The sequence below is a fragment of the Streptomyces sp. NBC_00582 genome (genome assembly GCF_036345155.1).
Lineage (GTDB): Bacteria > Actinomycetota > Actinomycetes > Streptomycetales > Streptomycetaceae > Streptomyces.
Genome location: NZ_CP107772.1, coordinates 3,910,450 through 3,924,445, shown reverse-complemented (window position 1 = coordinate 3,924,445; position 13,996 = coordinate 3,910,450). Strand labels below are relative to the sequence as shown.

The 13,996-nt window shown below is 72.8% G+C and carries 11 protein-coding genes; 8 read left to right on the top strand and 3 right to left on the bottom strand.

What is annotated here, in order from left to right; translation table 11 throughout:
* Positions 1-132: 132 nt before the first annotated feature.
* On the top strand, positions 133-873 hold the full coding sequence (locus tag OG852_RS17100; RefSeq protein ID WP_330348381.1) for a rhomboid-like protein: 741 nt from the start codon (positions 133-135) through the stop codon (positions 871-873).
* Here OG852_RS17100 and OG852_RS17095 read toward each other — a convergent pair.
* Positions 870-2,369, bottom strand: a complete 1,500-nt coding sequence (locus tag OG852_RS17095; RefSeq protein WP_330348380.1) for a sulfatase family protein — start codon at positions 2,367-2,369, stop codon at positions 870-872. The two genes, OG852_RS17100 and OG852_RS17095, sit on opposite strands and share 4 nt — an antisense overlap.
* Before the next feature lie 147 nt (positions 2,370-2,516).
* Positions 2,517-3,536, bottom strand: a complete 1,020-nt coding sequence (locus OG852_RS17090) for a DUF5954 family protein (RefSeq protein ID WP_133912452.1) — start codon at positions 3,534-3,536, stop codon at positions 2,517-2,519.
* Between the two features lie 262 nt (positions 3,537-3,798).
* On the opposite strand from OG852_RS17090, the gene lon reads away from it, so the two are divergent.
* Complete coding sequence (lon, locus tag OG852_RS17085) at positions 3,799-6,213, top strand: endopeptidase La (RefSeq protein WP_330348379.1); 2,415 nt, start codon at positions 3,799-3,801, stop codon at positions 6,211-6,213.
* 235 nt (positions 6,214-6,448) lie between these two features.
* Positions 6,449-6,928: a MarR family winged helix-turn-helix transcriptional regulator gene (locus tag OG852_RS17080; protein ID WP_133912450.1), complete on the top strand. Its 480-nt coding sequence runs from the start codon at positions 6,449-6,451 to the stop codon at positions 6,926-6,928.
* Between the two features lie 81 nt (positions 6,929-7,009).
* On the opposite strand, the gene OG852_RS17075 is transcribed toward OG852_RS17080, so the two are convergent.
* Positions 7,010-7,816, bottom strand: coding sequence for a hypothetical protein (locus tag OG852_RS17075; RefSeq protein WP_133912449.1), 807 nt, complete (start codon positions 7,814-7,816; stop codon positions 7,010-7,012).
* Positions 7,817-8,185: 369 nt separating this feature from the next.
* Between OG852_RS17075 and OG852_RS17070 the strand changes: the two genes are divergently transcribed.
* From OG852_RS17070 to OG852_RS17050, 5 genes are read left to right on the top strand one after another with little or no spacing between them, the layout of a single operon-like run.
* Positions 8,186-11,038: a sensor histidine kinase gene (locus tag OG852_RS17070; protein WP_330348378.1), complete on the top strand. Its 2,853-nt coding sequence runs from the start codon at positions 8,186-8,188 to the stop codon at positions 11,036-11,038.
* Positions 11,035-11,574 (top strand): roadblock/LC7 domain-containing protein, encoded by a 540-nt coding sequence (locus OG852_RS17065; protein ID WP_330348377.1) that lies wholly within the window; start codon positions 11,035-11,037, stop codon positions 11,572-11,574. Before OG852_RS17070 ends, OG852_RS17065 begins: the two co-directional genes overlap by 4 nt.
* Positions 11,571-11,990: a DUF742 domain-containing protein gene (locus OG852_RS17060; RefSeq protein ID WP_133912446.1), complete on the top strand. Its 420-nt coding sequence runs from the start codon at positions 11,571-11,573 to the stop codon at positions 11,988-11,990. Before OG852_RS17065 ends, OG852_RS17060 begins: the two co-directional genes overlap by 4 nt.
* Complete coding sequence (locus OG852_RS17055; RefSeq protein WP_330348376.1) at positions 11,971-12,618, top strand: GTP-binding protein; 648 nt, start codon at positions 11,971-11,973, stop codon at positions 12,616-12,618. Before OG852_RS17060 ends, OG852_RS17055 begins: the two co-directional genes overlap by 20 nt.
* Positions 12,619-12,655: 37 nt before the next feature.
* Entirely contained in the window at positions 12,656-13,909 is a 1,254-nt protein-coding gene (locus OG852_RS17050; protein WP_133912444.1) for a styrene monooxygenase/indole monooxygenase family protein, read from the top strand.
* The last annotated feature ends 87 nt before the right edge of the window (positions 13,910-13,996 follow it).

Sequence of the window (13,996 nt, the reverse complement as noted above, 5' to 3'; positions counted from 1 at the left end):
CTGTGCGCTGGATGTCGTGAAGCCCCCGGGACTCTCAGAGCTTCCTGTGAATCGGGCTCCGGGTGGCCCCGGTCACAGACACGGCACAGGTCGGCCACGAAGGGTGGGGTGAAACGGAAGGAGCGACTCCCGGTGGAACCCACGGTGGCCCGTACGGGCCCGCCCCTCGCCGACCTCTCCGGACTCCTGGACGGCGTCCCCGGCCAGCGCGCCCCGCGGCCGGTCACCCGGCCCGTCGAGGAGGGCCCGCGTGCCGGGCGCCTGCGCCCGCCCCGGATCCCCGTCCCCTTCACCCTGTCCTACGCCGCCGTCCTCGCCGTCACCTCGTACGTCGCCGCGCACGCCGACCCGGACCTCGTGCACGCACTCCACCAGGGCTCCAGCACCGACGTGGCCCATCTGCTGCGCACCCCGGTGCTGGTGCTGATCGCCAGCGCGCTGTGGGTGGCCGGCGGTCTCGCCTCGCCCTTCACGCTCGGCTTCCTGATCGTCCTCACCGCGCTGGAGCGGCGCGTCGGCGGCGCCCGCACGGCCGTCGTCTTCCTGCTCGGCCATGTCCTCGCGACCCTCGCGACGGAGGTCCCGGTCGGCCTCGCCGTCCTCGTGGGCCATCTGCCCGACAGTTCCCTGCACCGACTCGACTACGGCATCAGCTTCGGCGTCGCCGCGAGCGTGGGCGCCCTCGCCGGACTGCTCCGCCCCTGGCTGCGATGGCCCCTGCTCCTCGCCTTCGGCGGCATGCTGCTCCAGGATCTGATCGCCTTCACCGACCCCCTGACCAACTGGGGGCACCTGATCGCCCTGTCGATCGGCGTCGGGACCTGGCCGTGGGTACGGCGGTGGAGCCGGGAGAGGGCCGACGACCGGAACTAAGCCGCTCGTGCCGCCGCCAGCCCCCTGGCCAGGGCCGGGATGCCCAGTCTCCGTTCGTCCTCGGGGCCTGCTCCGTGCAGGAGGTTGGTGAGCTGGTAGGGGTCTGTGCGCAGGTCGTAGTACTCGCGGAAGAGGACCTCGCCGGAGCCCCGGGGGCGGCCGTCGCGGCCCAGACGGCCGCGGTAGTACTCCGTGTACTGCTCGTTCTTGCCCACGTACGAGGCCCAGGTGTGGATCGGGACCTTGTCCTGGCGGTTCCACCACCACTCGGCGAGGACGTGGTGGCGGTCGTTGCGGGGGTCGAGCAGGGAGTGGCCGTCGTGCGGGGTGTCGGCGGTGACGCCGGCCGCCGCCAGGAGGGTGGGCGCGATGTCGACATGGCAGGTGAGGCGGTCGTCCCGGCCGCCCGGGGTGAGGCCGCCGGCCGGCCAGGACATCAGGAACGGCACTTCCAGGCTCGGCCGGTAGGGCACCGACTTGCGCAGCCAGCCGTGGTCGCCCCAGGCCAGACCGTGGTCGCTGGTGAAGAGCACCAGGGTGTTCTCCAGCTGACCCAGCTCGCGCAGCCTGTCGTGGAAGTCGCGCATCGCGTCGTCCACGGAGAGCAGGGTGCGCAGCTGGCGGGTGCGCAGGGCCCGGCCCTCGGCGAAGGAGTGGTTCGCGGTCTGCAGGAACGCCGGCTTGTCCGGCTTGCCCGTCTCGAACACCGACGGGCGGCCCTTCCAGGAGGGCACGCGCGTGTGGGCGTACGGCCGGTCCGGGATGTTCACCTCGTGCGCCGCGCGGGTGGCGACGTACGCGAACCAGGGGCGCCCGTCCGTGCGGGACTTCTCGATGAAGGCGAGGGCGCGGTCCTTGATGACGGTGGTGTTGTAGCCGGGGACGGTCCGGACGGTGCCGCCGTCGTTGTAGTGGCCGTCGGTGTAGGCGACCGGTTCCTGCAGGAGCCACTCGTCGAAGTGGGGCGGGTTGTCGGCGGGGTGCCAGTGGTTGAGGTACTTGCCGAACAGGCCGGTGCGGTAGCCGGCCTCCCGCAACTGCCGCTGGACGGTGCTGTGCTGGTCGAGGTGGTAGGGGTGGCGGGTGTCGAGGACGCCGTGGTGGTGGGCGTACCGGCCGGACATGATGGACGCCCGGGACGGCGCGCACAGCGGGGTGTTGGCGTGCGCGCGCTCGAAGGTGACGCCGTCGCGGCCGAGCCAGTCGATGGTCTGCCGCAGCGCCCAGTCGGTGTCCTTGGGCTGGTCGTCGGTGAGGACGAGGAGGATGTTCGGGCGGTGGTCCGAACGCGGGCGCGGGATGGGGGAAGGGGCGGGGGTCGCGCTTCGGTGTGCGGCCGGCGCGGGGGTGGCCGCGGCGGGCGTCCGCCCGGCAGGCGTACGGCTCGCGCGGACGGCCACCGTGGTGGTGACCGCCGCCGCGATCGCGGTCGCCCCGGCGACGAGGGCGCGGCGGCCCGGTCGTCGCACTCCCGGTGTCTCGGGCGTGTCGCTCATCTGTCCCCCCGGCCCCGTTGTGCCCGAGTCTCGGGCGGCGCGCTCACTGTGAATCGGCTTGCAGTGTGCGTGAGTTGCCTGTGAGTTCTGTTGCGGGGATGCGACGGACGGCTTGCGAAGGTATGGCGACCGGCCCGTCGCCAGGCGTCAGTCGTCGTAGCGGACGGTGCCGTCCTCCCGCAGGGTCGGGTGGATCTTCATGGGGCCGTACTCGTCGACGTCCGACGGGCGGGGCGGCTCCGGACCGTCGGGGCCCATCCGGATCATGCGTTCGACACGGCAGACCCGGAACAGCCGGTCCTCCACGCTCGCCTCGTCGGCCCGCCCCGCCGCCCGGAACGCCTCGGCGGCGCGGGCGTAACGGGCCTTCCTGCGGTCGTCGAAGCGGTACAGCATCGCCCAGACGCGGGACATCCCGTCGTACAGCGAGCGGCGGGCGTCGTGCGGGGTCGGATGCAGGGAGCCGCACGGGGCCCAGCCGGCGACGCCGCGCTCGGCCACCGCGAAGCCGACGGGCAGCCGCACCACGTCCGGGTGGCTGCGGGCCGCCCGCGCGGAGTCGGCGAGTACGTCGTCGGGGAAGCGGGTCCCCGCGTACACGAAGTCGCGCAGCCCCAGCCGCAGGGCGCCCGCCATCGGACCCTCGTCCCGGCCGGGGTCCAGGGCGTAGCCCACGTCCGGGGAGTCGACGCCGGCCCGCTCCTCCCAGGACGGGGACACCGGCTCCGGATCGGTGGGGCGGGGCGGCTCCAGACCGTCGTCGCCGGTCCGCGCGAACTCGTCGCCGCGTACGACGCGGTAGCGCACGCCCAGCGCCTCCACCTCGTCGGCCGGGTCCCGCTCCAGCAGCGCGACCGCCGCGAGCAGCGCGCGCCGCACGGCCGGGTCGTCGGTGCCGTCCTTCGCCGAGAACCACAGGTGCGAGTTCAGACCGTCCCGGGCCTGCTGGGGCATGCCGTCCACCACCGGCTTCAGCAGCCGCCAGCGGGGTTCGGCGCAGGCCGGGTCCCGGACGGCGACACCGAAGACGGGCCCGCGCAGCGCGATGTGCGGGTAGCGCCGGGAGGCCTCCACGGCGTCCGCCTCCATCACCCAGGCGACGGGGTCGTCCCGGCGCACGAGATCCGCGTGGAGCGCGTCGAGTCGTCGCTTCCAGTCATCGGTCATACGCGCATTGTGGTCGCGGGGTGGGGTGGCTTCGGGCTGAATGCCGGAAGTGGGTGGGTGAGGGGAGGGAAGGCGGGAGCGGGGAGGCGCGTCCGGTCGTGCGGGACCGCTCGGCGCGCCCCCGAGCGCCCGGGCGTACGGCTGTGCGCCCGGGGGTGGGCTTGTTGATCGCCCACAGCGAACGCGGTGCACCTCGGGGAACATTCGCGGGCTCCTGCGCATTGAGTCGGCATAACTCAACTTGACTGCCGAAGGGGAGATCATGGCTTCGACGTCCGCACCGCTCACCCTGCCCGTACTGCCGCTCGACGACGAGGTCGTGCTCCCCGGCATGGTGGTTCCGCTGGACCTCAACGACACCGACGTACGCGCCGCGGTGGAGGCCGCCCAGGCCGCCGCCCGTTCCGAGGGCGGCAAACCACGCGTGCTGCTGGTGCCGCGCATCGACGGGACGTACGCGAGCACGGGTGTGCTCGGCACCGTCGAACAGGTCGGCCGGCTGGCCGACGGCGACCCGGGCGCGCTGATCCGCGGCCGTGGCCGCGTGCAGATCGGCGCCGGGACGACCGGACCGGGCGCCGCCCTGTGGGTCGAGGGGACGAGGATCGACCAGAGCGTGCCCGAGCCGCTGCCCGGCCAGGTCGCCGACCTGGTCAAGGAGTACAAGGCGCTCGCCACCGCCTGGCTGCGCAAGCGCGGCGCCTGGCAGGTCGTCGACCGTGTCCAGGCCATCGACGACGTCTCCGCGCTCGCCGACAACTCCGGCTACTCGCCGTTCCTGACCACCGAGCAGAAGGTGGAGCTGCTGGAGACCGCCGACCCGGTGGCCCGCCTCAAGCTCGCCACCCAGCAACTGCGCGACCACCTCGCCGAGCAGGACGTCGCCGAGACCATCGCCAAGGACGTCCAGGAGGGCGTCGACAAGCAGCAGCGGGAGTTCCTGCTGCGCCGGCAGCTCGACGCCGTGCGCAAGGAACTGCGCGAGCTCAACGGCGAGCAGGAGGGCGAGGAGTCCGACGACTACCGCGCCCGCGTCGAGGCCGCCGACCTGCCCGAGAAGGTCCGCGAGGCCGCCCTCAAGGAGGTCGACAAGCTCGAGCGGTCCAGCGACCAGTCGCCCGAGGGCTCCTGGATCCGCACCTGGCTGGACACCGTCCTCGAACTGCCGTGGGACGAACGGACCGAGGACGCGTACGACATCCGGGGCGCCCAGGCCGTCCTCGACGCCGAGCACGCCGGGCTGGAGGACGTGAAGGAGCGCATCACCGAGTACCTGGCCGTGCGCAAGCGGCGCAGCGAGCGCGGCCTCGGAGTCGTGGGTGGCCGGCGCGGCGGTGCCGTTCTCGCACTGGTCGGCCCGCCCGGTGTCGGAAAGACCAGTTTGGGGGAGAGCGTCGCCCACGCCATGGGGCGCAAGTTCGTCCGTGTCGCCCTCGGCGGCGTCCGCGACGAGGCCGAGATCCGCGGCCACCGCCGTACGTACGTCGGCGCGCTGCCCGGCCGGATCGTGCGGGCGATCAAGGAGGCCGGGTCGATGAACCCGGTCGTGCTGCTCGACGAGATCGACAAGGTGGGCTCCGACTTCCGGGGCGACCCGGCGGCGGCCCTGCTCGAGGTCCTCGACCCGGCGCAGAACCACACCTTCCGGGACCACTACCTGGAGGTCGAGCTGGACCTGTCCGACGTCGTGTTCCTCGCCACCGCCAACGTCCTGGAGGCCATCCCGGAGGCCCTGCTCGACCGTATGGAGCTGGTCCGCCTCGACGGCTACACCGAGGACGAGAAGGTCGTCATCGCCCGCGACCACCTGCTCCCGCGCCAGCTCGAGCGGGCCGGACTGAACGAGGACGAGGTCGTCCTGGACGAGAGCGCGCTGCGCAAGCTCGCCGGCGAGTACACGCGCGAGGCGGGCGTGCGCACCCTGGAGCGGTCCATCGCCCGGCTGCTGCGCAAGGTCGCCGCCCAGCACGAACTGGGCCGGCGGGAGCTGCCGGTCACCCTGACCGACGCCGACCTGCGCGACCTGATCGGGCGGCCGCACCATGTGCCCGAGTCCGCCCAGGACCCGGCCGAGCGCCGTACGGCCGTCCCGGGCGTCGCCACCGGCCTCGCGGTCACCGGCGCGGGCGGGGACGTGCTCTACGTCGAGGCGTCCCTGGCCGACCCGGAGACCGGCGCGGCGGGGCTGACCCTGACCGGTCAGCTCGGCGACGTGATGAAGGAGAGCGCGCAGATCGCCCTGTCCTTCCTCCGCTCGCACGGCGCGGAGCTGGAGCTGCCCGTCGGCGATCTGAAGGACCGGGGCGTGCACATCCACTTCCCGGCGGGCGCGGTCCCCAAGGACGGCCCGAGCGCCGGCGTCACCATGACGACGGCCCTCGCCTCCCTGCTGTCGGGCCGGCTGGTCCGCACGGACGTGGCGATGACCGGCGAGGTCTCGCTGACCGGCCGGGTGCTGCCGATCGGCGGCGTCAAGCAGAAGCTGCTCGCCGCCCACCGCGCAGGGGTGACGACCGTCGTCATCCCCAAGCGGAACGAACCCGACCTGGACGACGTCCCGGCGGAGGTGCTGGACAAGCTCGACGTCCACGCCGTCACGGACGTCCGCCAGGTCCTGGAACTGGCGCTCGCGCCCGCCACGCACGGCGCGTCGCCCGAGGTTCCGGCCGCGGCGTGACGGACGCGGACGGATGAGGGCAGGGCCCGGGCTCCCCGCGAGGGAGGCCCGGGCCCTCGCCCGTCGCCCCCGGCGGCGGCCCGCCCCGTGGGCCCGCCCCCGGACGCCGTGGAAGGCTGCGCGCGCGGACCGGCGGCCGGCCGGGGATCCCGGTAACCGCCGCAGGCCCCTGCCTGCGAAATACTTGAGGAGCCGCGGCCAGGGCCGGCACCGGCGGAAACAGGAGTGTGCTGACGTGCACGAGGATGCGAACGGCGAGCCGACGCCGCGCGGGGTCGACCAGGACGACCGGGAGTTCCTCTCCCTGGAGAGGGAGCTCACGGTGCTGTTCCGGCGCGCCCGCGCCAACCAGGGCGAGATGGCCCGCGAGGTCCACCCCGACCTGGAGTCCGCCGCGTACGGCCTCCTCGTCCGCCTGGAGGAGTGCGGCCGCCAGCGCGCCACCGAACTGGCCGCCTACATCGGCGTCGGCAAGGCCACCATGTCCCGTCAGCTCCGCGCCCTGGAGCAGCTCGGACTGATCGCCCGCGAGCCCGACCCGGCCGACGGGCGCGCCTGGCTCGTCGACCTCACGGAGGAGGGCCGCAGCAGGGTGGGCCGGGTCCGCGAGGCCCGCCGCGAGCGGTACGTCACCCACTTCTCCGACTGGGACCGGCGCGAGGTCGCGGAACTGGCCCGGCTGCTGCACCAGCTCAACCGGGGCATGGAGAAGTAAGGGCTCCACGGCTCCACGCTCCACGGCTCCACGCTCCACGGCTCCACGCTCCACGGCTCCACGCTCCACGCCTCTGCGGCTCTAGAGCTCGACGTACACCCCCGTCGCGTCGTCGTGCGTCTTCGCGCTCCCCAGGAACACCCGCCCGGAGCCGTCCGCGCCGGCCGCCCCGTCCGCCCGCTCCAGCTCCCTCACCCGCTCCACCAGAGCCCCCACACCCCGCGCGCGGACCAGGGCGAACAGGTCCGTCCAGTCGCCCTCGTGGAAGGTCTCCGTCCAGCGCGCCGCCCCGTCCGAGAGCGCGGCCAGGGCGCCCACCTCGGCGCGCGGCACGCTCCCGGTCACCGCCCGCGCGGCCACCGCCGGATCCGCGGCGGCCGTGAAGAAGCCGCCCTCCCGGTTGCGCAGCGAGCCGTCGACGTACGCGGCGCTCCTGAGGAGCTCGCGCGGGAGCCGGGCCAGCCGGTCGTCGAGGACGGGGGTCACCGCGCCGTCCGGGGAGGCGAGCAGCAGCACCGCGTCGGACAGGACCAGATACTCCACCGTCTCCGTCGACCAGCGCGCCACGGCCACGGTCGCCTGCGGGGTACGCGGGTGAGAAAGGTCACAGGTTTCGGCGTGGGCCGCGGCGGTACGCGCAACGGCGAGGGAGAGGGCCTCGACCAGCGGAACATCCGGTGCCGAAACGGTCAGTTCGGTCAGGGCCCCGCCCAGACGTGCCGTGAACCAGGGGACCGAATGCAGACAGCCCCCGCCGCCCGGCGGCGGAGTCACTCCGTCGAGCACGACGACCGAACCGCCCTGCCCGCAGGCGGGAAGGCCGACACTCGCGAAGTCCTCGTTGGGGCGGCCCGGATCGCCGGGCCGCGACACAAGTTCCGTACGCATTCGGCCAGTCTGCACGACCCCTTCACAGCCTGCGCAAAAGGCTTGCATCGCTCGCCGAACAAGCGTAGGCCCGCAGGTCAGACGCCTGTTTTGGGAGGTAATGCAGGGGTCGGGGAACCGATGGCGGCGAATCTTGTCAAAGCCCGCCGCCCACGTCCAACCGGCCTGCCGCGCAAGGGCGCTGCACACGCCAGAGGAACTTGCCCGCCAACTCCCCTCCGATGTTCACTCCTTCGGGTGGCGGGGCCTGCGATGCGCGGTCCCTGCCCACCGGCACTGGGAGGGTCGGGGACCGAACCGGGCGTACGCACCAGTTGACGGGGCGTCATATCCGGCCCATGGGTACACGAGTCAGGAATGCGAGCACCGGTGCAGAAGACGCGGCCTCGGCGCACAGGCAGGCAGACGGCCTCCGAGGGGGGCGCGGAGCGCACCCCTGTCGGCAAGGGCCGCCCGACCCATGTACGCAACCGGCTGATCGTCGCCGTCGCCGTGGTGGCCGCCGCCATCGCCGGAGCCGGCGCCCCCGCCGTCCTCACCGCCTCCGGGCAGCTGAAGGACTCCCAGGACCTGGTCACCCTCGCCGAGCAGACCGAGGACGCCCTCGTCCTCGCCCAGTCCCTCGCGGACGAGCGCGACGAGGTCACCACCTACATCGCGGCCGGCCGTCCCAAGTCCGCGGCGCCGTCCGAGGACGGCATGGCCCGGGTGGACCGGCAGGCACGCGAGCTGGAGGAGACCGACCTCTCCGCCACCCTGCGCGCCGCACTCGACTCCCTCGCGTCCGTGCGCGGCTCGGCGATCACCGGTGACGGCGACGCCCTGGAGGCGCACGAGGCGTACTCCGCGGTCATCACCGCCCTGCACGGTCTCGCCGACAAGCTCGCCGAGGACATGCCGCCCCGCGCGGGCTCCGGCGCGTACGCCCTCGCCGAGCTCGACGCCGCCGTACAGCAGGCCTCCGCGGCCCGCGGGCTGCTGCTCGCCGCGCTGAACGTGCCCACGAGCACCAAGTCCGTCTACGACCCGGCGACCGGCCTGACGACCACTGAGAAGACCTCCTCGGCCGCCGACGCCAAGGTGCGCGACGCGCTCACCGCCGCCGCCCAGCAGGCCCGGGTGCGCTCCGACGCGGCCCTCGCCGACTTCCGCGAGGGCGCCCCGCGTGACGCGGTGGACTCCTACGACTCCAACGTCACCGGCGGCGAGGTCGACACCGCCGAGAAGTACCTCACCGACCTCACCGACCAGCCCGTCCTGAGCGACGACGAGCTCGGGACCGGCACCAAGAAGCTGGACTCCGCGCTCTCCGCCCGGGTCGCCCTGATGCGCGGCGTCGAGTCCTCGTTCTACGACCAGCGCACCAAGGACCTCGCCCGGCTCCGCGACGAGGACGTCACCGCGCTGGAGATCCGGGTCGCCCTGATCGGCGCCCTGATGCTGCTGGCGGTCGTCGTCAGCACCGGCATGGCCCGCAGCCTCACCTTCCCGCTGTCGGTGCTGCGACGCGGCTCCGCCCGGCTCGCCGAGGCCGAGAACCCGGGCGCGGAGGAGCCGGTGCGGTTCACCGGCCGCAACGACGAGTTCGCCCAGGTCGTCCGGTCCGTCAACGCCCTGCACGAGCACGCCGTCGCCCTCCAGGAGCGGGTCACCACCCTGGAGTCCGACCGCAAGCACCTCGTCGGGCAGCGGCAGAAGATGGCCGACGCCCGCGAGGAACTGCGCGCCGAACTCGCCGACTCCGCGGGCCGGCTCGAGCGGCTGCGCGGCGCCATCGGCGGCACCTTCGTCAACCTCGCGCTGCGCACCCTCGGTCTCGTCGAGCGGCAGCTCGCCGTCATCGAGAGCCTGGAGGAGCGCGAGCAGGACCCGGACCGGCTCGCGACCCTCTTCAAGCTCGACCACTTCGCCACCGTCATGCGCCGCCACAACGAGAACCTCCTCGTCCTGGCCGGCACCGAGCACGTCCAGCAGCACGCGGGCCCGATCCCGCTGGTGGACGTCGTCCGGGCGGCGGTCAGCGAGATCGAGCGCTACGAGCGGGTCCGCATCGCCTCCCTGCCGCCGCACGCGCACGTGGCGGGCTTCGCCGCCGACGACCTGAGCCACCTCCTCGCCGAACTCATGGAGAACGCCACCTCGTTCTCGCCGCCGGACCTCCCCGTGGAGATCTCCGGCTGGCTCCTGGAGAACGGCGAGGTCATGCTCTCCGTCCAGGACGAGGGCATCGGCCTCGACGCGGAGCGGCTCGTCCGCCTCAACTCCCGCCTCACCGACTTCGACCCGGAGACCCCGTACGACCAGGAGGGCGAGGACGGCCTCGGCCTCGGCCTGTACGTCGTGGCCCGGCTCGCCCACCGGCACGGGGTGCGGGTGACGCTGCGCGAGCAGAAGCAGGGCGGGACCGCGGCCGTCGCCGTCCTGCCGACCGCGCTGCTGGCCGCCGCCCCGGCCGCCGCGGTCCCCCCGGCCACCCCCGCCTCCGCCACCGGCCACGCCTTCTCGCTGCCCGGCGCGGACGCGGAGGCCAACTCCAACGTCCTCCCCGGCCGCACCAAGCCCACCGACGACCCCTTGGTCGCCCTGGCGGAGAACGCCGTACGCCAGGCGGAGGACTCCCCGCAGGAACCTCCCCGGGAGGACCCGGCCACCGACACCCCGGCCGACGACACCCGGGCCGCCGAGCGTCCCGCCGCGCAGGACCCGGTCTCCGCCGCGGAGCGCTCCGCCCCCGAGCGTCCCGCCGAGACGACCATGGAACTCCTGCTCCCGCACCCGCGCGGGGAGGCGGACGGCGACCCGGGCGGCACCACCGGTCCCGGCAGGACCGACGGCACCACCGGTCCCGGCAGGACCGACGGCACCACCGGTCCCGACGGCGCCGACGAGACCCGTACGGACCACAGCCGGGTCCCGGACGCGCCGGAGGCACTCGTCGCCGACGAAGACCCCGTCACCGACAAGGGCCTGCCCAAGCGCACCCCCAAGATCACTGTTCCCACCCAGGCCCCGCGCCGGCGGACCGGTTCGGTCGACGCCGAGGCCCTCCGCCGCCGTCTGGGCGGCTTCCGCCGGGGGGCGGAGGCCGGTTACCGCGAGGTGGAGGCGGAGATCGCGGAGAAGACGGGCCAGAACAAGGTTCCGGCACCCGCCTCACCTCAAGATGCACACGCACACGCCGAAGAAGACACGGGGGGCACAGTCGAGGAGGCAAGCAGTTGACCGCGCCCAGTACCTTCGGACTGAGCAGTGAAGCTCGAAACCTGCACTGGCTGTTGACCAACCTCGTGGAGGAGGTCCCCGGCATCCAGTCCGTCGCCGTCGTCTCCTCCGACGGCCTGCTCCTGCTCTCCTCGGACCCCGGCCTCCCCCACGCGCGAACGCGCTTGCGCGGGGGCACCCCCACCGACCAGGCCCGCCAGTCCCGCAGCGACAAACCCACCGGCCCGCGCGGTTCCTCCGCGGACCTCGCCACCATCGTCTCCGGCATCGGCAGCCTCACCATCGGCGCCGCCAAACTGATCGACTTCGGCGGGGTGAAGCACACCATGATCGCCATGGAGGAGGGCAGCCTCTTCGTGATGTCGATCAGCGACGGCTCCCTGCTCGGCGTCCACGGCTCCGCCGACTGCGACATGAGCGTGGTGGCGTACCACATGGCCCTCTTCGTGGGCCGCGCCGGACACGTTCTGACCCCCGAACTCCGCAGCGAGCTGCGCCAGTCGCTGGAGTCGGAGTCGGCCGGGAGCGGCCGATGAGCACCGGGCCGGTCAACAAGAAGCAGCTCCCCGTCCGCGGCGGCGACCGCAGGCCCGCCCGCGTCCGCCCCTACTCGCTCACCGGCGGCCGTACCCGCTTCGGCCACGTCCTCCTCGTGGAGACGTTCGTGGCGGCCCTCGAAGCCCCCGAGGAGCGCAAGGAACTGACGAACGGCTCCCTCAAGTCCACGGTCATGCCGGAACTTCGGGCCATCGTCGAACTGTGCCGCCGTATGCGCACGGTGGCCGAGATCGCCGCGCTGCTGAAGATGCCGCTCGGTGTGGTCCGGGTGCTGCTCAGCGACCTCGCGGACCAGGGAAAGATCCGTGTGTACGGCACCGGTACCGCTCACGGTACGGGCCGTCCCGACCGCGCTCTGCTGGAAAGGGTGCTGAGTGGACTCCGTCGTCTCTGACGCCTCCTCCTTTGGCGTCACCCCCCTCGTCGTGCCCGAACCCGACGAGCCCCTTCAGCTCTGGCAGACGGACCGCACCCGAGCCCCCATAGCCACCAAGATCGTGGTGGCGGGCGGTTTCGGCGTCGGCAAGACCACCCTCGTCGGCACCGTCTCCGAGATCGAGCCCCTCCAGACGGAGGCGCTGATGACCGAGGCGAGCGCGGAGACCGACGACCTCTCGGGCACGCCGGCGAAGACCACCACCACGGTCGCGATGGACTACGGCCGCATCACGCTCGACGACGACCTGGTGCTCTACCTGTTCGGCACGCCGGGCCAGCAGCGGTTCTGGTTCATGTGGGACGACCTGGTGCGCGGCGCGATCGGCGCGGTCGTCCTCGCCGACACCCGCCGGCTGAAGGACTCCTTCCCCGCGCTGGACTACTTCGAGAGCTGCGGACTGCCGTACGTCGTCGCGGTCAACCACTTCGACGGCAGCGAGCTGTTCGAGCCCGCGGACGTGCGGGAGGCGCTCACGATCCCCGCGCACATACCTGTCATGATCATGGATGCGCGGCGCCGGATCTCGGTGATCGAGACCCTCCTGGCCCTGGTGGGCCACGCGCTGGACGAAACCCCCGAGTAGTCCCCCTCCTGTAGTCCTCCTGAGGAGCCCTCCCCGCATGCGGAAGATACTCGTCGTAGGAGCCGGCCAGTCCGGTCTCCAGCTCGCCCTCGGCCTCCAGTCGCACGGGTACGAGGTCACCCTGATGTCCAACCGGACGGCGGACGAGATCCGCTCCGGCCGGGTCATGTCGACGCAGTGCATGTTCCACACCGCCCTCCAGCACGAGCGCGACCTCCAGCTGAACTTCTGGGAGTCCCAGGCCCCGAAGATCGCCGGACTGGGCGTCTCGGTCGCGGCCCCCGGCTCGCACGACCCGGGCCCGACGCAGCGCGCGATCGACTGGGTGGGCACCCTCGACGGGTTCGCGCAGTCCGTCGACCAGCGGGTGAAGATGGCCGGCTGGATGGAGATCTTCGCCCAGCGCGGCGGCCAGCTCGTCATCCACGGCGCGGCCGTCTCCGACCTCGACTACTTCTCCCGCGCCTACGACCTCGTCCTGGTCTCGGCGGGCAAGGGCGAGCTGGTGTCGATGTTCGCCCGTGACCCCGAGCGCTCCCCGTACACCGAGCCGCAGCGCGCGCTCGCGGTGTCGTACGTCCACGGCATGGGCCCCCGCCCCGAGCACCCGGACATGGAAGCGGTCCGCTGCAACCTCGTCCCCGGCGTCGGCGAACTCTTCGTCATGCCGACGTTCACCACCTCCGGCCGCGCCGACATCCTCTTCTGGGAGGGTGTACCCGGCGGTCCGCTCGACGTCTTCAACGGCGTCAAGGACCCGGCGGAGCACCTCTCCCTGACCCTGGAACTCATGGAGAGGTTCACGCCCTGGGAGTACGCGCGGGCGACGAAGGTCGAACTCACCGACGCCGGTGGCACGTTGGCCGGACGGTATGCGCCGACCGTCCGCAACCCCGTCGGCCGGCTGCCCGGCGGCGGTCTGGTGCTGGGCGTCGCCGATGTCGTCGTCGCCAACGACCCGATCACCGGCCAGGGCTCCAACTCCGCCTCCAAGTGCGCGGCCGCCTACCTCGCGTCGATCCTCGAGCACGGGGAGAAGGAGTTCGACGAGGAGTGGATGCGGGCCACCTTCGACCGCTACTGGGACACCGCCCAGCACGTCACCAAGTGGACGAACGCGATGCTGGCCCCGCCGCCGGAGCACATCGTGAACCTGCTGGGGGCGGCGGGGCAGCTGCCGGTCGTGGCTGATCGTTTCGCCAATGCCTTCAACGACCCGGCCGATTTCGAGAACTTCTTCTACGAGCCGGAGAAGACGGCCGCGTACCTGACCTCGGTCACTGGAGCCTGAGGGCCCTCCGACCTGGGCTCCCACGGTCGTCGTCTGTCGTTGTCGGTCAGCGTCGGCCGCCCTCGCACGGCCCACGGACGGCCCCGG